We start from the raw sequence: 17,831 nt of genomic DNA, 5'->3' as shown, positions 1-17,831 counted from the left end.
CATGTCTGTAGAAGATACTCAACCGCTTATCACGCATCTGATTGAGCTGCGTAAGCGTCTGCTGAACTGCATTATCGCGGTGATCGTGATATTTCTGTGTCTGGTCTATTTCGCCAATGACATCTATCACCTGGTATCCGCGCCATTGATCAAGCAGTTGCCGCAAGGTTCAACGATGATCGCCACCGATGTGGCCTCGCCGTTCTTTACGCCAATCAAGCTGACCTTTATGGTGTCGCTGATTCTGTCAGCGCCGGTGATTCTCTATCAGGTGTGGGCATTTATCGCTCCTGCACTCTATAAGCACGAACGTCGCCTGGTGGTGCCGCTGCTGGTTTCCAGCTCTCTGCTGTTTTATATCGGCATGGCGTTCGCTTATTTCGTGGTCTTCCCGCTGGCGTTTGGTTTCCTTGCCAATACCGCGCCTGAAGGGGTGCAGGTATCCACCGACATTGCCAGCTATTTGAGCTTCGTGATGGCGTTGTTTATGGCGTTTGGTATTTCCTTTGAAGTACCTGTGGCGATTGTGCTGCTGTGCTGGATGGGGATTACCTCGCCAGAAGACTTACGCAAAAAACGTCCGTATGTGCTGGTTGGCGCATTCGTCGTCGGGATGCTGCTGACGCCGCCGGATGTCTTCTCGCAAACGCTGTTGGCGATTCCGATGTACTGCCTGTTTGAAATCGGTGTCTTCTTCTCACGCTTTTACGTTGGTAAAGGCCGAAACCGGGAAGAAGAAAACGACGCTGAAAGCGAAAAAACTGAAGAATAAACTCAACCGCCCGTCAGGGCGGTTGTCATATGGAGTGCAGGATGTTTGATATCGGCGTTAATTTGACCAGCTCACAATTTGCGAAAGACCGTGATGATGTCGTAGCGCGCGCTTTTGCTGCGGGAGTTAATGGACTACTCATCACCGGCACTAACCTGCGCGAAAGCCAGCAGGCGCAAAAGCTGGCGCGTCAGTATTCGTCCTGTTGGTCAACGGCGGGCGTACATCCTCATGACAGTAGCCAGTGGCAAGACGCAACAGAAGAAATGATTGTGGCGCTGGCCTCGCAGCCAGAAGTGGTGGCGATTGGTGAGTGTGGCCTCGACTTTAACCGCAACTTTTCCTCGACGGAAGAGCAGGAACGCGCTTTTGTTGCCCAGCTACGTATTGCCGCAGAGTTAAACATGCCGGTATTTATGCACTGCCGTGATGCCCACGAGCGGTTTATGACGTTGCTGGAGCCGTGGCTGGATAAACTGCCTGGCGCGGTGTTGCACTGTTTTACCGGCACACGCGAAGAGATGCAGGCGTGCGTGGCGCGCGGAATTTATATCGGCATTACTGGTTGGGTTTGCGATGAACGACGCGGACTGGAGCTGCGAGAACTGTTGCCATTTATTCCGGCGGAGCAATTGCTGGTTGAGACAGACGCTCCGTATTTGCTTCCGCGCGATCTCACGCCGAAGCCATCGTCACGGCGTAATGAGCCAGCCTATCTGCCCCATATTTTGCAACGTATTGCACACTGGCGTGGGGAAGATGCCGCATGGCTGGCTGCCACCACGGATGCCAATGTCAAAAAATTATTTAGGATTGCGTTCTAGAGTTTGCGGAACTCGGTGTTCTTCACACTGTGCTTAATCTCTTTATTGATAAGATTAAGCAATAGCATAGAGCGAGCCTCGCCGTCGGGTTCGGTGAAAATAGCCTGAAAACCTTCGAAAGCGCCTTCGGTGATAATCACCTTATCACCAGGATAGGGCGTCGCCGGATCAACAATGTCTTCCGGTTTATACACCGACAGCTGATGAATAACCGCAGATGGGACTATCGCCGGCGATGCGCCAAAGCGCACAAAGTGGCTGACGCCGCGGGTCGCACTGATGGTTGTGGTATGAATCACTTCCGGGTCAAATTCCACAAACAGGTAGTTGGGGAACAATGGTTCACTGACTGCGGTACGTTTGCCTCGCACGATTTTTTCCAGGGTGATCATCGGCGCCAGGCAATTCACCGCCTGTCTTTCGAGGTGTTCCTGGGCACGTTGAAGTTGCCCGCGCTTGCAGTACAGTAAATACCAGGATTGCATAATGACTCTTATCCGTTTAATCGGGGCGCAAGGATAGCAAAAGCTTTACGCTAAGTTAATTATATTCCCCGGTTTGCGTTATGCCGTCAGAGTTCACGCTAATTTAACAAATTTACAGCATCGCGAAGATGAACGCCGTATAATGGGCGAAGATTAAGAGGCTACAATGGACGCCATGAAATATAACGATTTACGCGACTTCCTGACGCTGCTTGAACAGCAGGGTGAGCTAAAACGTATCACGCTCCCGGTGGATCCGCATCTGGAAATCACTGAAATTGCTGACCGCACTCTGCGTGCCGGTGGACCTGCGTTGTTGTTTGAAAACCCCAAAGATTATTCGATGCCGGTGCTGTGCAACCTGTTTGGTACGCCAAAGCGCGTGGCGATGGGCATGGGCCAGGAAGATGTTTCGGCGCTGCGTGAAGTCGGTAAATTATTGGCGTTTCTGAAAGAGCCTGAGCCGCCAAAAGGTTTCCGCGACCTGTTTGATAAACTGCCGCAGTTTAAGCAGGTGTTAAACATGCCGACAAAGCGATTGCGTGGTGCGCCTTGCCAACAAAAAATCGTCTCTGGTGATGACGTCGATCTTAACCGCATTCCCATTATGACCTGCTGGCCGGAAGACGCCGCTCCGCTGATTACCTGGGGGCTGACCGTAACGCGCGGCCCGCATAAAGAGCGGCAGAATCTGGGCATTTATCGCCAGCAGCTGATTGGTAAAAATAAATTGATTATGCGCTGGCTGTCGCATCGCGGCGGCGCGCTGGATTTCCAGGAGTGGTGTGCGGCGCATCCAGGGGAACGTTTCCCGGTTTCTGTGGCGTTGGGCGCTGATCCCGCTACGATTCTCGGTGCAGTGACGCCCGTTCCGGATACATTGTCGGAATACGCCTTTGCCGGATTGCTGCGCGGCACCAAGACCGAAGTGGTGAAGTGTATCTCCAATGACCTTGAAGTGCCCGCCAGTGCGGAGATTGTGCTGGAAGGGTATATCGAACAAGGCGAAACTGCGCCGGAAGGGCCGTATGGCGACCACACCGGTTACTATAACGAAGTCGATAGTTTCCCGGTATTTACCGTGACGCATATTACCCAGCGTGAAGATGCGATTTACCATTCCACCTATACCGGGCGTCCGCCAGATGAACCCGCGGTACTGGGCGTGGCGTTGAACGAAGTGTTCGTGCCGATACTGCAAAAACAGTTCCCGGAAATTGTCGATTTTTACCTGCCGCCGGAAGGCTGTTCTTATCGCCTGGCGGTAGTGACAATCAAAAAACAGTACGCCGGACATGCGAAGCGCGTCATGATGGGGGTCTGGTCATTCTTACGCCAGTTTATGTACACTAAGTTCGTGATCGTCTGCGATGATGATGTCAACGCACGCGACTGGAACGATGTGATTTGGGCAATTACCACCCGTATGGACCCTGCGCGGGATACGGTGTTGGTAGAAAATACGCCCATTGATTATCTGGATTTTGCCTCGCCCGTCTCCGGGCTGGGTTCAAAAATGGGGCTGGATGCCACGAATAAATGGCCAGGGGAAACCCAGCGTGAATGGGGGCGTCCCATCAAAAAAGATCCAGATGTTGTCGCGCATATTGACGCCATCTGGGATGAACTGGCTATTTTTAACAACGGTAAAAGCGCCTGATGCGCGTTTGTTTTGCCCTATTTATCGATCCGACAGAGAAAGCGCATGACAACCTTAAGCTGTAAAGTGACCTCGGTAGAAGCTATCACGGATACCGTATATCGTGTCCGCATCGTGCCAGACGCGGCCTTTTCTTTTCGTGCTGGTCAGTATTTGATGGTAGTGATGGATGAGCGCGACAAACGCCCGTTTTCAATGGCTTCGACGCCGAATGAACAAGGTTTCATTGAGTTGCACATTGGCGCTTCGGAAATCAATCTCTACGCCAAAGCCGTTATGGATCGCATCCTTAAAGATCATCAAATCGTGGTGGATATTCCCCACGGTGAAGCGTGGCTGCGCGATGATGAAGAACGTCCGATGATTCTGATTGCGGGCGGCACGGGGTTCTCTTATGCGCGCTCGATTTTACTGACAGCGTTGGCGCGTAATCCCAATCGCGATATCACCATTTACTGGGGCGGGCGTGAAGAGCAACATCTTTATGATCTGTCCGAGCTTGAGGCGCTTTCTCTGAAGCATCCTGGTTTGCGTGTGGTGCCGGTGGTTGAACAACCAGAAGCGGGCTGGCGTGGACGTACTGGCACCGTGTTAACAGCGGTATTGCAGGATCACGGTACGCTGGCGGAGCATGATATCTATATCGCTGGCCGCTTTGAGATGGCGAAAATCGCCCGTGACCTGTTCTGCAATGAGCGTAATGCACGGGAAGATCGCCTGTTTGGCGATGCGTTTGCGTTTATCTAAGCCATAAAAAACCCGCCCCTGACAGGCGGGAAGAACGGCAACTAAAACTTTATACAGTGGCATTTGGAGCTATGTCGCATCCGGCAAGCAATGCCCGATGCGACGCTGACGCGTCTTATCGTGCGTACAAATAGTCCTGAACCGTAGGCCGGATAAGGCGTTTACGCCGCATCCGGCAAACAATGCCCGATGCGACGCTTGCGCGTCTTATCGTGCGTACAAATAGTCCTGAACCGTAGGCCGGATAAGGCGTTTATGCCGCATCCGGCAAGTGGTTAAACCCGCTCAAACACCGTCGCAATACCCTGACCCAGACCGATACATATCGTCGCCAGACCAAACTGGACGTCTTTGTGCTCCATCAGATTCAGCAGCGTGGTGCTGATACGAGCACCGGAACAACCCAGCGGATGACCCAGCGCGATCGCACCACCGTTGAGGTTGATCTTCTCGTCAATCTGCTCCATTAGCCCCAGATCTTTAATACATGGCAGGATCTGCGCGGCAAAGGCTTCATTCATTTCAAACACGCCGATATCACTGGCAGAAAGCCCCGCTTTTTTCAGCGCCAGCTTCGAGGCCGGAACCGGGCCGTAACCCATAATAGACGGGTCACAACCGACGACCGCCATCGAACGTACGCGGGCGCGCGGCTTAAGACCTAATTCACGGGCGCGGCTTTCACTCATCACCAACATGGCAGCTGCACCATCGGAAAGCGCAGAAGATGTACCCGCCGTTACCGTACCGTTGACTGGATCAAACGCCGGGCGCAGCGTGGCGAGGGCTTCCACGGTGGTTTCCGGGCGAATCACTTCGTCATAATTAAACTGCTTCAGTACGCCGTCGGCATCGTGACCACCGGTCGGGATGATTTCATTTTTAAATGCGCCCGACTGCGTGGCGGCCCAGGCGCGAGCGTGTGATCGCGCGGCAAAGGCATCCTGCATTTCACGGCTGATACCGTGCATACGCGCCAGCATTTCTGCCGTTAAGCCCATCATGCCCGCCGCTTTGGCGACATTGCGGCTCAGGCCGGGGTGAAAATCGACGCCGTGACTCATCGGCACATGGCCCATATGCTCCACGCCGCCAACCAGACATGCCTGTGCATCGCCAGTCATGATCATTCGTGCTGCATCATGTAATGCCTGCATGGATGAACCACACAAGCGATTGACGGTAACCGCCGGGACAGAGTGTGGTACTTCAGCCAACAGCGCCGCGTTACGGGCGATATTAAAACCCTGCTCCAGCGTCTGCTGCACACAGCCCCAGTAAATATCGTCGAGGGCCGCCGCTTCCAGCGCCGGGTTACGCGCCAGCAAGCTACGCATTAAATGAGCGGAGAGATCTTCCGCACGCACGTTACGAAAAGCACCGCCCTTCGAACGGCCCATCGGGGTGCGAATTGCATCGACAATGACAACCTGTTCCATTGTGACTCCTTAAGCCGTTTTCAGGTCGCCAACCGGACGGGCTGGTTCAACCGGGGGATAGTACGGTTCGTTATGACGCGCTTTATTACGCAGACCTTCCGGCACTTCATACATCGGGCCAAGGTGCTGATATTGCTGTGCCATATCGAGGTATTTCGCGCTGCCGAGTGTGTCCAGCCAGCGGAACGCGCCGCCGTGGAACGGAGGGAAGCCCAGGCCGTAGACCAGCGCCATATCCGCTTCTGCCGGAGTCGCGATAATGCCTTCTTCCAGACAACGCACCACTTCGTTGACCATCGGGATCATCATGCGGGCGATAATCTCTTCTTCGCTGAAATCGCGCTTCGGCTGGCTCACTTCTGCCAGCAGGTCGTCAACGACGGCGTCTTCTTCTTTCTTCGGCTTACCTTTGCTGTCTTCTTTATAACGCCAGAAACCGAGGCCGTTCTTCTGACCAAAGCGGTTGGCATCAAACAGCGCGTCGATGGCATCGCGATAATCTTTCTGCATCCGTTGCGGGAAGCCTGCTGCCATCACCGCCTGGGCATGATGCGCGGTATCAATCCCGACGACGTCCAGCAGGTATGCCGGACCCATCGGCCAGCCAAACTGTTTTTCCATCACTTTGTCTATCTTGCGGAAATCCGCGCCGTCGCGCAGCAGCTGGCTGAAACCGGCGAAGTAGGGGAACAACACGCGGTTAACAAAGAAGCCGGGGCAGTCGTTAACCACAATCGGCGTTTTGCCCATCTTGCTCGCCCATGCGACGACTTTCGCGATGGTTTCGTCGGAGCTTTTCTCGCCGCGAATAATTTCTACCAACGGCATTCGGTGCACCGGGTTAAAGAAGTGCATCCCGCAGAAGTTTTCCGGGCGTTCCAGCGCGTTAGCCAGTTCGCTGATAGGAATGGTTGAAGTGTTAGACGCCAGCACGGTATCCGGGCGTACTTTCTGCTCGGTTTCTGCCAGTACGGCTTTTTTCACTTTCGGGTTTTCGACAACCGCTTCTACCACAACATCCACGCGGTCAAACCCGGCGTAGTCGAGCGTTGGGTGGATTGTGGAGATCACGCCAGCCAGTTTCAGACCATCGATCTTGCCGCGCTCAAGCTGCTTGTTCAGCAGTTTCGCGGCTTCGGTCATGCCGAGGGTTAACGACTTGTCGTTAATATCTTTCATGACAACCGGCACGCCTTTCCACGCGGACTGGTAAGCGATGCCGCCACCCATGATACCTGCGCCCAGTACAGCGGCCTGTTTCGGTGTTTCAACGTCTTTGGTGAGTTTCTTCGCTTTGCCTTTTACATATTGATCGTTAAGGAAAATGCCGACCAGTGCGCGGGCTTCGTTGGTATGCGCCAGCGGGACAAAACTTTTGTTTTCCAGATTTAATGCTTCTTCACGACCAAAACGGGCCGCAGCTTCAATGGTTTTTACTGCGGTGATGGGGGCCGGATAATGTTTCCCCGCCGTTTGCGCGACCATCCCTTTAGCGATAGTGAAGCTCATGGTGGCTTCAATCTTGCTCAGTTTTAGCGGTTCCAGCTTCGGCTGACGTTTCGCTTTCCAGTCGAGGTCGCCGTTAATGGCCTGGCGTAAAACCGCCATCGCCCCTTCAATCAGTTTTTCTGCTTTGACTACGCCATCCACCAGACCGATTTTCAGCGCCTGATCCGCGCCGACATCTTTACCGGCGGCAATGATTTCCAGCGCACTGTCAGCGCCCAGCATACGTGGCATACGTACAGAACCGCCAAAGCCCGGCATGATGCCCAGTTTGGTTTCCGGCAGACCGATACGCAGATCCGGCGTCGCCAGACGATAATCGGTCGCCAGCACGCATTCGCAGCCACCGCCCAGCGCATAGCCGTTGACGGCAGCAATGGTCGGCACCGGCAGATCTTCCAGGCGATTAAACACGCTATTGGCAAAATGCAGCCACTGGCTTAACTGTTCTTCGGGAACGAGGAACAGGGACAAAAATTCGGTGATATCAGCACCGACGATAAAGGCTGCTTTGTTCGAACGCAGCAGCAGCCCTTTTAGATCTGATTGCTGTTCCAGCACGCCGATGGCCTCGCCGAGGCTGGCGACGGTCGCAGTGTCGAGTTTATTAACTGAACCTGGGGCATCAAATACCAGTTCGGCAATGCCATCTTCCAGCCAGTCAAGGTACAGGGTGTCGCCTTTGTAAAGCATGTCAGTCTCCTGAATCCGCAAGGTGATCTGGTCGTACCAGATGCATCGAAGTGTGTATTTTGTGTTAAAAATATGCAAATAAAAGATTAAAGAAATGCCGATCTGATCACGCTCGGCAGAAATCACGCTCTGGATGAACGATGTGCTAAGATGCGGAGACTTAAGGTCAAAAAAACAGAAGGGTAAAAAATGGAATCACTGGCCTCGCTCTATAAAAATCATATAGCTACCTTACAAGAACGGACTCGCGATGCGCTGGCGCGCTTCAAGCTGGATGCATTACTTATTCACTCCGGCGAGCTGTTCAATGTTTTTCTCGACGATCATCCCTACCCGTTTAAAGTGAACCCGCAATTCAAAGCGTGGGTGCCGGTAACTCAGGTGCCAAACTGCTGGTTGCTGGTGGATGGCGTGAACAAGCCGAAACTGTGGTTCTATCTGCCAGTTGATTACTGGCACAACGTCGAACCGCTGCCGACCTCTTTCTGGACTGAAGACGTGGAAGTGATCGCGCTGCCGAAAGCCGATGGCATTGGTAGCCTGCTGCCTGCTGCGCGCGGCAATATCGGTTATATCGGTCCGGTGCCGGAACGTGCGCTGCAACTGGGTATTGAGGCCAGCAACATCAACCCGAAAGGGGTTATCGACTACCTGCATTACTACCGCTCCTTCAAAACCGAGTACGAACTGGCCTGTATGCGTGAAGCGCAGAAAATGGCGGTCAACGGTCATCGCGCGGCAGAAGAAGCGTTCCGTTCTGGCATGAGCGAGTTCGATATCAACATTGCCTATCTGACCGCGACCGGTCATCGTGATACCGACGTACCTTACAGCAACATTGTGGCGCTTAACGAACACGCTTCGGTGTTGCATTACACCAAACTAGATCATCAGGCACCGGAAGAGATGCGCAGCTTCCTTCTGGATGCCGGGGCTGAATATAACGGTTATGCGGCTGACCTGACTCGTACCTGGTCGGCAAAAAGCGACAACGACTACGCGCAGCTGGTGAAAGACGTTAATGATGAACAACTGGCGCTGATCGCTACCATGAAAGCAGGCGTCAGCTATGTGGATTACCACATCCAGTTCCATCAGCGCATCGCCAAACTGCTGCGTAAACATCAAATCATCACCGATATGAGTGAAGAAGCGATGGTCGAAAACGATCTCACCGGACCGTTTATGCCGCATGGTATCGGCCATCCGCTGGGCCTGCAGGTGCATGACGTAGCCGGTTTTATGCAGGATGATAGCGGTACGCACCTCGCGGCACCGGCAAAATATCCGTACCTGCGCTGCACCCGTATTCTCCAGCCGGGCATGGTGTTAACCATCGAACCGGGTATCTACTTCATCGAATCGCTGCTGGCACCGTGGCGTGAAGGGCAGTTCAGCAAACACTTCAACTGGCAGAAAATTGAAGCACTGAAACCGTTCGGCGGCATTCGTATCGAAGACAACGTGGTGATCCACGAAAACAACGTGGAAAACATGACCCGGGATCTGAAACTGGCGTGATGGAAAGCTGGTTAATTCCTGCGGCACCGGTCACGGTCGTTGAAGAGATCAAAAAGAGCCGCTTCATGACGATGTTGGCGCATACCGATGGCGTTGAGGCGGCGAAAGCGTTTGTTGAATCGGTGCGGGCAGAACACCCCGATGCCCGCCACCATTGCGTGGCGTGGGTGGCGGGTGCGCCGGATGATTCTCAACAGCTGGGTTTCTCTGACGACGGGGAGCCGGCGGGAACGGCAGGTAAACCGATGCTCGCCCAGCTAATGGGCAGCGGCGTCGGGGAAATTACCGCTGTGGTGGTGCGCTACTACGGCGGCATATTGCTGGGCACCGGTGGGTTAGTGAAAGCGTATGGCGGCGGCGTGAATCAGGCGCTGCGCCAGCTAACGACCCAACGCAAGACGCCATTAACCGAATATACTTTGCAATGTGAATATAGTCAGTTAACCGGCATTGAAGCGTTGCTGGGGCAGTGTGACGGCAAAATTATCAACAGTGATTATCAGGCATTCGTTCTGCTGCGGGTGGCGCTTCCGGCAGCGAAAGTGGCTGAATTTTCCGCAAAGCTGGCGGATTTTAGCCGTGGTTCATTGCAATTGTTAGCGATTGAAGAATAATCCCCACTTCGTTTTGCAGAACTAAGGAAGCGGCAGAGATGCATTTTCGCGCCATTACCCGAATCGTTGGACTACTGGTCATCTTGTTTTCAGGGACGATGATTATTCCTGGGCTGGTAGCACTCATCTACCGGGATGGAGCGGGCCGCGCTTTTACCCAGACCTTTTTTGTCGCCCTCGCCATTGGCTCTATGCTGTGGTGGCCGAACCGTAAAGAGAAGGGCGAACTGAAATCTCGTGAAGGGTTTCTGATCGTGGTGCTGTTCTGGACCGTGCTGGGTAGCGTCGGTGCGCTCCCTTTTATCTTCTCGGAAAGCCCGAACCTCACGATTACCGATGCGTTTTTTGAATCTTTCTCCGGCCTGACCACCACGGGGGCCACTACGCTGGTGGGGCTGGATTCGCTCCCTCATGCCATCCTCTTTTATCGCCAGATGCTGCAATGGTTTGGCGGGATGGGGATCATCGTGTTGGCGGTTGCGATACTGCCTATCCTCGGCGTGGGTGGGATGCAGCTCTATCGCGCGGAAATGCCCGGCCCGCTGAAAGATAACAAAATGCGCCCGCGTATTGCGGAAACGGCGAAAACCTTGTGGCTGATTTATGTCTTGTTGACCGTCGCCTGTGCGCTGGCGTTGTGGTTTGCTGGAATGGATGCCTTTGATGCCATCGGTCATAGCTTTGCGACAATCGCCATTGGCGGCTTCTCAACCCATGATGCCAGCGTTGGCTATTTCGATAGCCCGACCATTAACACTATCATTGCTATCTTCCTGCTGATCTCCGGCTGTAACTACGGTCTGCACTTCTCGCTGCTAAGTGGGCGTAGTCTGAAGGTTTACTGGCGCGATCCGGAATTTCGCATGTTTATCGGCGTACAGTTTACGCTGGTGGTTATTTGTACCCTCGTACTGTGGTTTCATAATGTCTACAGTTCGGCGCTGATGACGATTAATCAGGCATTTTTCCAGGTGGTGTCGATGGCGACGACTGCCGGATTTACGACAGACAGCATTGCCCGTTGGCCGCTCTTTTTGCCGGTACTGCTTTTATGTTCAGCTTTTATCGGCGGTTGCGCCGGGTCAACGGGCGGCGGCCTGAAAGTGATCCGCATCCTGCTGCTGTTTAAGCAGGGGAACCGTGAGCTGAAACGACTAGTGCATCCGAACGCCGTCTACAGCATTAAGCTGGGGAACCGTGCACTGCCGGAACGTATCCTCGAAGCCGTTTGGGGATTTTTCTCCGCCTATGCATTGGTGTTTATTGTCAGTATGCTGGCGATAATCGCCACGGGCGTGGATGACTTTTCTGCCTTTGCCTCGGTTGTTGCGACATTGAATAACCTGGGGCCAGGGCTTGGCGTGGTTGCTGATAACTTTACCAGCATGAACCCGGTGGCTAAATGGATCCTGATTGCCAACATGCTGTTTGGTCGTCTTGAGGTCTTTACATTGCTGGTGCTCTTTACCCCGACTTTCTGGCGTGAATGATGGAGTAATACGTGAAAACATTAATTCTTTTCTCAACAAGGGACGGACAAACGCGCGAGATTGCCTCCTACCTGGCTTCGGAACTGAAAGAACTGGGGATACAGGCGGATGTTGCTAATGTGCACCGCATTGAAGAGCCACAGTGGGAAAACTACGATCGCGTGGTCATTGGTGCTTCTATTCGCTACGGTCACTACCATTCTGCGTTCCAGGAGTTTGTCAAAAAACATGCGACGCAGCTGAACTCAATGCCGAGCGCCTTTTACTCCGTAAACCTGGTGGCGCGTAAACCGGAGAAGCGTACTGTGCAGACTAACAGCTACGCGCGGAAGTTTCTGATGAACTCACAATGGCGCCCCGATCGCTGTGCCGTTATTGCCGGGGCGCTGCGTTATCCACGCTATCGTTGGTACGACCGCTTTATGATCAAGCTGATTATGAAGATGTCAGGCGGAGAAACAGATACGCGCAAAGAGGTTGTCTATACCGATTGGGAGCAGGTCGCGAATTTTGCCCGAGAAATAGCTCAATTAACCAACAGATAGGCGTCGAAATAAGCATAAAGAATAAAAAACGCGCATTCGGAAAATTATTTTAAATTTCCTCTTGTCAGCTCAGAATAACTCCCTATAATGCGCCACCACTGACACGGAACAACGGCAAACACGCCGCCGGGTCAGCGGGATTCTCCTGAGAATCCTGACAGAGAAAAGCAAAAAAATGCTTGACTCTGTAGCGGGAAAGCGTATTATGCACACCCCGCGCCGCTGAGAAAAAGCGAAGCGGCACTGCTCTTTAACAATTTATCAGACAATCTGTGTGGGCACTCGAAGATACGGATTCTTAACGTCGCAAGACGATAAATGAATACCAAGTCTCAAGAGTGAACACGTAATTCATTACGAAGTTTAATTCTTTGAGCATCAAACTTTTAAATTGAAGAGTTTGATCATGGCTCAGATTGAACGCTGGCGGCAGGCCTAACACATGCAAGTCGAACGGTAACAGGAAACAGCTTGCTGTTTCGCTGACGAGTGGCGGACGGGTGAGTAATGTCTGGGAAACTGCCTGATGGAGGGGGATAACTACTGGAAACGGTAGCTAATACCGCATAATGTCGCAAGACCAAAGAGGGGGACCTTCGGGCCTCTTGCCATCGGATGTGCCCAGATGGGATTAGCTAGTAGGTGGGGTAACGGCTCACCTAGGCGACGATCCCTAGCTGGTCTGAGAGGATGACCAGCCACACTGGAACTGAGACACGGTCCAGACTCCTACGGGAGGCAGCAGTGGGGAATATTGCACAATGGGCGCAAGCCTGATGCAGCCATGCCGCGTGTATGAAGAAGGCCTTCGGGTTGTAAAGTACTTTCAGCGGGGAGGAAGGGAGTAAAGTTAATACCTTTGCTCATTGACGTTACCCGCAGAAGAAGCACCGGCTAACTCCGTGCCAGCAGCCGCGGTAATACGGAGGGTGCAAGCGTTAATCGGAATTACTGGGCGTAAAGCGCACGCAGGCGGTTTGTTAAGTCGGATGTGAAATCCCCGGGCTCAACCTGGGAACTGCATCTGATACTGGCAAGCTTGAGTCTCGTAGAGGGGGGTAGAATTCCAGGTGTAGCGGTGAAATGCGTAGAGATCTGGAGGAATACCGGTGGCGAAGGCGGCCCCCTGGACGAAGACTGACGCTCAGGTGCGAAAGCGTGGGGAGCAAACAGGATTAGATACCCTGGTAGTCCACGCCGTAAACGATGTCGACTTGGAGGTTGTGCCCTTGAGGCGTGGCTTCCGGAGCTAACGCGTTAAGTCGACCGCCTGGGGAGTACGGCCGCAAGGTTAAAACTCAAATGAATTGACGGGGGCCCGCACAAGCGGTGGAGCATGTGGTTTAATTCGATGCAACGCGAAGAACCTTACCTGGTCTTGACATCCACAGAACTTTCCAGAGATGGATTGGTGCCTTCGGGAACTGTGAGACAGGTGCTGCATGGCTGTCGTCAGCTCGTGTTGTGAAATGTTGGGTTAAGTCCCGCAACGAGCGCAACCCTTATCCTTTGTTGCCAGCGGTCCGGCCGGGAACTCAAAGGAGACTGCCAGTGATAAACTGGAGGAAGGTGGGGATGACGTCAAGTCATCATGGCCCTTACGACCAGGGCTACACACGTGCTACAATGGCGCATACAAAGAGAAGCGACCTCGCGAGAGCAAGCGGACCTCATAAAGTGCGTCGTAGTCCGGATTGGAGTCTGCAACTCGACTCCATGAAGTCGGAATCGCTAGTAATCGTGGATCAGAATGCCACGGTGAATACGTTCCCGGGCCTTGTACACACCGCCCGTCACACCATGGGAGTGGGTTGCAAAAGAAGTAGGTAGCTTAACCTTCGGGAGGGCGCTTACCACTTTGTGATTCATGACTGGGGTGAAGTCGTAACAAGGTAACCGTAGGGGAACCTGCGGTTGGATCACCTCCTTACCTTAAAGAACTGTTCTTTGCAGTGCTCACACAGATTGTCTGATGAAAATGAGCAGTAAAACCTCTACAGGCTTGTAGCTCAGGTGGTTAGAGCGCACCCCTGATAAGGGTGAGGTCGGTGGTTCAAGTCCACTCAGGCCTACCAAATTTGCACCGCAAATTTGAAGAGGTTTTAACTACATGTTATGGGGCTATAGCTCAGCTGGGAGAGCGCCTGCTTTGCACGCAGGAGGTCTGCGGTTCGATCCCGCATAGCTCCACCATCTCTGTAGTGATTAAATAAAAAATACTTCAGAGTGTACCTGCAAAGGTTCACTGCGAAGTTTTGCTCTTTAAAAATCTGGATCAAGCTGAAAATTGAAACACTGAACAACGCAAGTTGTTCGTGAGTCTCTCAAATTTTCGCAACACGATGGTGTTTTACGAAACATCTTCGGGTTGTGAGGTTAAGCGACTAAGCGTACACGGTGGATGCCCTGGCAGTCAGAGGCGATGAAGGACGTGCTAATCTGCGATAAGCGTCGGTAAGGTGATATGAACCGTTATAACCGGCGATTTCCGAATGGGGAAACCCAGTGTGTTTCGACACACTATCATTAACTGAATCCATAGGTTAATGAGGCGAACCGGGGGAACTGAAACATCTAAGTACCCCGAGGAAAAGAAATCAACCGAGATTCCCCCAGTAGCGGCGAGCGAACGGGGAGCAGCCCAGAGCCTGAATCAGTGTGTGTGTTAGTGGAAGCGTCTGGAAAGGCGCGCGATACAGGGTGACAGCCCCGTACACAAAAATGCACATGCTGTGAGCTCGATGAGTAGGGCGGGACACGTGGTATCCTGTCTGAATATGGGGGGACCATCCTCCAAGGCTAAATACTCCTGACTGACCGATAGTGAACCAGTACCGTGAGGGAAAGGCGAAAAGAACCCCGGCGAGGGGAGTGAAAAAGAACCTGAAACCGTGTACGTACAAGCAGTGGGAGCCTCTTTATGGGGTGACTGCGTACCTTTTGTATAATGGGTCAGCGACTTATATTCTGTAGCAAGGTTAACCGAATAGGGGAGCCGAAGGGAAACCGAGTCTTAACTGGGCGTTAAGTTGCAGGGTATAGACCCGAAACCCGGTGATCTAGCCATGGGCAGGTTGAAGGTTGGGTAACACTAACTGGAGGACCGAACCGACTAATGTTGAAAAATTAGCGGATGACTTGTGGCTGGGGGTGAAAGGCCAATCAAACCGGGAGATAGCTGGTTCTCCCCGAAAGCTATTTAGGTAGCGCCTCGTGAATTCATCTCCGGGGGTAGAGCACTGTTTCGGCAAGGGGGTCATCCCGACTTACCAACCCGATGCAAACTGCGAATACCGGAGAATGTTATCACGGGAGACACACGGCGGGTGCTAACGTCCGTCGTGAAGAGGGAAACAACCCAGACCGCCAGCTAAGGTCCCAAAGTCATGGTTAAGTGGGAAACGATGTGGGAAGGCCCAGACAGCCAGGATGTTGGCTTAGAAGCAGCCATCATTTAAAGAAAGCGTAATAGCTCACTGGTCGAGTCGGCCTGCGCGGAAGATGTAACGGGGCTAAACCATGCACCGAAGCTGCGGCAGCGACACTATGTGTTGTTGGGTAGGGGAGCGTTCTGTAAGCCTGCGAAGGTGTGCTGTGAGGCATGCTGGAGGTATCAGAAGTGCGAATGCTGACATAAGTAACGATAAAGCGGGTGAAAAGCCCGCTCGCCGGAAGACCAAGGGTTCCTGTCCAACGTTAATCGGGGCAGGGTGAGTCGACCCCTAAGGCGAGGCCGAAAGGCGTAGTCGATGGGAAACAGGTTAATATTCCTGTACTTGGTGTTACTGCGAAGGGGGGACGGAGAAGGCTATGTTGGCCGGGCGACGGTTGTCCCGGTTTAAGCGTGTAGGCTGATTTTCCAGGCAAATCCGGAAAATCAAGGCTGAGGCGTGATGACGAGGCACTACGGTGCTGAAGCAACAAATGCCCTGCTTCCAGGAAAAGCCTCTAAGCATCAGGTAACATCAAATCGTACCCCAAACCGACACAGGTGGTCAGGTAGAGAATACCAAGGCGCTTGAGAGAACTCGGGTGAAGGAACTAGGCAAAATGGTGCCGTAACTTCGGGAGAAGGCACGCTGATATGTAGGTGAAGCGACTTGCTCGTGGAGCTGAAATCAGTCGAAGATACCAGCTGGCTGCAACTGTTTATTAAAAACACAGCACTGTGCAAACACGAAAGTGGACGTATACGGTGTGACGCCTGCCCGGTGCCGGAAGGTTAATTGATGGGGTCAGCGCAAGCGAAGCTCTTGATCGAAGCCCCGGTAAACGGCGGCCGTAACTATAACGGTCCTAAGGTAGCGAAATTCCTTGTCGGGTAAGTTCCGACCTGCACGAATGGCGTAATGATGGCCAGGCTGTCTCCACCCGAGACTCAGTGAAATTGAACTCGCTGTGAAGATGCAGTGTACCCGCGGCAAGACGGAAAGACCCCGTGAACCTTTACTATAGCTTGACACTGAACATTGAGCCTTGATGTGTAGGATAGGTGGGAGGCTTTGAAGTGTGGACGCCAGTCTGCGTGGAGCCGACCTTGAAATACCACCCTTTAATGTTTGATGTTCTAACGTAGACCCGTGATCCGGGTTGCGGACAGTGTCTGGTGGGTAGTTTGACTGGGGCGGTCTCCTCCTAAAGAGTAACGGAGGAGCACGAAGGTTGGCTAATCCTGGTCGGACATCAGGAGGTTAGTGCAATGGCATAAGCCAGCTTGACTGCGAGCGTGACGGCGCGAGCAGGTGCGAAAGCAGGTCATAGTGATCCGGTGGTTCTGAATGGAAGGGCCATCGCTCAACGGATAAAAGGTACTCCGGGGATAACAGGCTGATACCGCCCAAGAGTTCATATCGACGGCGGTGTTTGGCACCTCGATGTCGGCTCATCACATCCTGGGGCTGAAGTAGGTCCCAAGGGTATGGCTGTTCGCCATTTAAAGTGGTACGCGAGCTGGGTTTAGAACGTCGTGAGACAGTTCGGTCCCTATCTGCCGTGGGCGCTGGAGAACTGAGGGGGGCTGCTCCTAGTACGAGAGGACCGGAGTGGACGCATCACTGGTGTTCGGGTTGTCATGCCAATGGCACTGCCCGGTAGCTAAATGCGGAAGAGATAAGTGCTGAAAGCATCTAAGCACGAAACTTGCCCCGAGATGAGTTCTCCCTGACTCCTTGAGAGTCCTGAAGGAACGTTGAAGACGACGACGTTGATAGGCCGGGTGTGTAAGCGCAGCGATGCGTTGAGCTAACCGGTACTAATGAACCGTGAGGCTTAACCTTACAACGCCGAAGATGTTTTGGCGGATTGAGAGAAAGATTTTCAGCCTGATACAGATTACATCGACATGTCGAAGAAAGACGTGTTGATAAAACAGAATTTGCCTGGCGGCCTTAGCGCGGTGGTCCCACCTGACCCCATGCCGAACTCAGAAGTGAAACGCCGTAGCGCCGATGGTAGTGTGGGGTCTCCCCATGCGAGAGTAGGGAACTGCCAGGCATCAAATAAAACGAAAGGCTCAGTCGGAAGACTGGGCCTTTT

11 protein-coding genes, 2 tRNA genes and 3 rRNA genes are annotated in these 17,831 nt (G+C 53.1%); 13 read left to right on the top strand and 3 right to left on the bottom strand.

Features of this window, described 5'->3' with window-relative positions:
• The first annotated feature begins 1 nt into the window (after nucleotide 1).
• Both tatC and tatD read left to right on the top strand, forming a co-directional pair.
• A complete protein-coding gene (gene tatC / locus FEM44_RS09415) occupies nucleotides 2–772 on the top strand; it encodes a Sec-independent protein translocase subunit TatC (RefSeq protein WP_135523420.1) in 771 nt (256 codons plus the stop codon).
• A gap of 41 nt (nucleotides 773–813) precedes the next feature.
• Complete coding sequence (tatD, locus tag FEM44_RS09410; RefSeq protein WP_135523421.1) at nucleotides 814–1,596, top strand: 3'-5' ssDNA/RNA exonuclease TatD; 783 nt, start codon at nucleotides 814–816, stop codon at nucleotides 1,594–1,596.
• On the opposite strand, the gene rfaH is transcribed toward tatD, so the two are convergent.
• Nucleotides 1,593–2,081 (bottom strand): transcription/translation regulatory transformer protein RfaH, encoded by a 489-nt coding sequence (gene rfaH / locus FEM44_RS09405; RefSeq protein WP_130209478.1) that lies wholly within the window; start codon nucleotides 2,079–2,081, stop codon nucleotides 1,593–1,595. The two genes, tatD and rfaH, sit on opposite strands and share 4 nt — an antisense overlap.
• Before the next feature lie 166 nt (nucleotides 2,082–2,247).
• Between rfaH and ubiD the strand changes: the two genes are divergently transcribed.
• Together ubiD and fre are read left to right on the top strand one after the other, a co-directional pair.
• On the top strand, nucleotides 2,248–3,741 hold the full coding sequence (ubiD, locus tag FEM44_RS09400) for a 4-hydroxy-3-polyprenylbenzoate decarboxylase (protein ID WP_135523422.1): 1,494 nt from the start codon (nucleotides 2,248–2,250) through the stop codon (nucleotides 3,739–3,741).
• 45 nt (nucleotides 3,742–3,786) lie between these two features.
• A complete protein-coding gene (gene fre, locus FEM44_RS09395; protein ID WP_130209480.1) occupies nucleotides 3,787–4,488 on the top strand; it encodes an NAD(P)H-flavin reductase in 702 nt (233 codons plus the stop codon).
• A 275-nt stretch (nucleotides 4,489–4,763) separates the two neighbouring features.
• Here fre and fadA read toward each other — a convergent pair whose 3' ends face one another.
• Both fadA and fadB read right to left on the bottom strand, forming a co-directional pair.
• Complete coding sequence (gene fadA / locus FEM44_RS09390; protein WP_135523423.1) at nucleotides 4,764–5,927, bottom strand: acetyl-CoA C-acyltransferase FadA; 1,164 nt, start codon at nucleotides 5,925–5,927, stop codon at nucleotides 4,764–4,766.
• A 9-nt stretch (nucleotides 5,928–5,936) separates the two neighbouring features.
• Nucleotides 5,937–8,126 carry a fatty acid oxidation complex subunit alpha FadB gene (gene fadB / locus FEM44_RS09385; RefSeq protein WP_135523424.1) on the bottom strand — a complete coding sequence of 730 codons (2,190 nt, stop codon included), beginning with the start codon at nucleotides 8,124–8,126 and terminating at the stop codon, nucleotides 5,937–5,939.
• Nucleotides 8,127–8,315: 189 nt separating this feature from the next.
• Here fadB and pepQ point away from each other — a divergent pair, with 189 nt between their 5' ends.
• The 9 genes from pepQ (at nucleotide 8,316) to rrf (ending at nucleotide 17,789) form a co-directional block, all read left to right on the top strand.
• Nucleotides 8,316–9,647, top strand: coding sequence for a Xaa-Pro dipeptidase (gene pepQ, locus FEM44_RS09380; RefSeq protein WP_000444568.1), 1,332 nt, complete (start codon nucleotides 8,316–8,318; stop codon nucleotides 9,645–9,647).
• Nucleotides 9,647–10,261, top strand: coding sequence for an IMPACT family protein (locus tag FEM44_RS09375; RefSeq protein WP_135523425.1), 615 nt, complete (start codon nucleotides 9,647–9,649; stop codon nucleotides 10,259–10,261). The genes pepQ and FEM44_RS09375 overlap by 1 nt, the downstream gene beginning before the upstream one ends.
• 38 nt (nucleotides 10,262–10,299) lie before the next feature.
• Nucleotides 10,300–11,751 (top strand): Trk system potassium transporter TrkH, encoded by a 1,452-nt coding sequence (gene trkH / locus FEM44_RS09370; protein ID WP_000545680.1) that lies wholly within the window; start codon nucleotides 10,300–10,302, stop codon nucleotides 11,749–11,751.
• A gap of 11 nt (nucleotides 11,752–11,762) precedes the next feature.
• Nucleotides 11,763–12,296: a menaquinone-dependent protoporphyrinogen IX dehydrogenase gene (gene hemG, locus FEM44_RS09365; protein ID WP_135523426.1), complete on the top strand. Its 534-nt coding sequence runs from the start codon at nucleotides 11,763–11,765 to the stop codon at nucleotides 12,294–12,296.
• 388 nt (nucleotides 12,297–12,684) lie between these two features.
• Nucleotides 12,685–14,226: ribosomal RNA gene (locus FEM44_RS09360) — 16S ribosomal RNA — on the top strand.
• A gap of 68 nt (nucleotides 14,227–14,294) precedes the next feature.
• Nucleotides 14,295–14,371 (top strand) — tRNA-Ile (locus FEM44_RS09355).
• Nucleotides 14,372–14,413: 42 nt separating this feature from the next.
• A tRNA-Ala gene (locus tag FEM44_RS09350) sits at nucleotides 14,414–14,489 on the top strand.
• Between the two features lie 181 nt (nucleotides 14,490–14,670).
• A 23S ribosomal RNA gene (locus FEM44_RS09345) occupies nucleotides 14,671–17,572 on the top strand.
• A gap of 101 nt (nucleotides 17,573–17,673) precedes the next feature.
• Nucleotides 17,674–17,789 (top strand): 5S ribosomal RNA (gene rrf, locus FEM44_RS09340).
• The 16S, 23S and 5S rRNA genes sit together here with 2 tRNA genes alongside, the layout of an rRNA operon.
• Nucleotides 17,790–17,831: the final 42 nt, after the last annotated feature.

The organism is Escherichia sp. E4742 (assembly GCF_005843885.1).
In the GTDB taxonomy this organism is placed as follows: Bacteria; Pseudomonadota; Gammaproteobacteria; order Enterobacterales; family Enterobacteriaceae; genus Escherichia.
This window is presented reverse-complemented; position numbering and strand designations above follow the sequence as displayed.

Coding starts and splice junctions, on each gene's coding strand:
- tatC (WP_135523420.1), top strand. CDS start 2: ATGTCTGTAGAAGATACTCAACCGCTTATCACGCATCTGATTGAGCTG.
- fadA (WP_135523423.1), bottom strand. CDS start 5,927: ATGGAACAGGTTGTCATTGTCGATGCAATTCGCACCCCGATGGGCCGT.
- fadB (WP_135523424.1), bottom strand. CDS start 8,126: ATGCTTTACAAAGGCGACACCCTGTACCTTGACTGGCTGGAAGATGGC.
- rfaH (WP_130209478.1), bottom strand. CDS start 2,081: ATGCAATCCTGGTATTTACTGTACTGCAAGCGCGGGCAACTTCAACGT.
- tatD (WP_135523421.1), top strand. CDS start 814: ATGTTTGATATCGGCGTTAATTTGACCAGCTCACAATTTGCGAAAGAC.
- FEM44_RS09375 (WP_135523425.1), top strand. CDS start 9,647: ATGGAAAGCTGGTTAATTCCTGCGGCACCGGTCACGGTCGTTGAAGAG.
- fre (WP_130209480.1), top strand. CDS start 3,787: ATGACAACCTTAAGCTGTAAAGTGACCTCGGTAGAAGCTATCACGGAT.
- pepQ (WP_000444568.1), top strand. CDS start 8,316: ATGGAATCACTGGCCTCGCTCTATAAAAATCATATAGCTACCTTACAA.
- ubiD (WP_135523422.1), top strand. CDS start 2,248: ATGGACGCCATGAAATATAACGATTTACGCGACTTCCTGACGCTGCTT.
- trkH (WP_000545680.1), top strand. CDS start 10,300: ATGCATTTTCGCGCCATTACCCGAATCGTTGGACTACTGGTCATCTTG.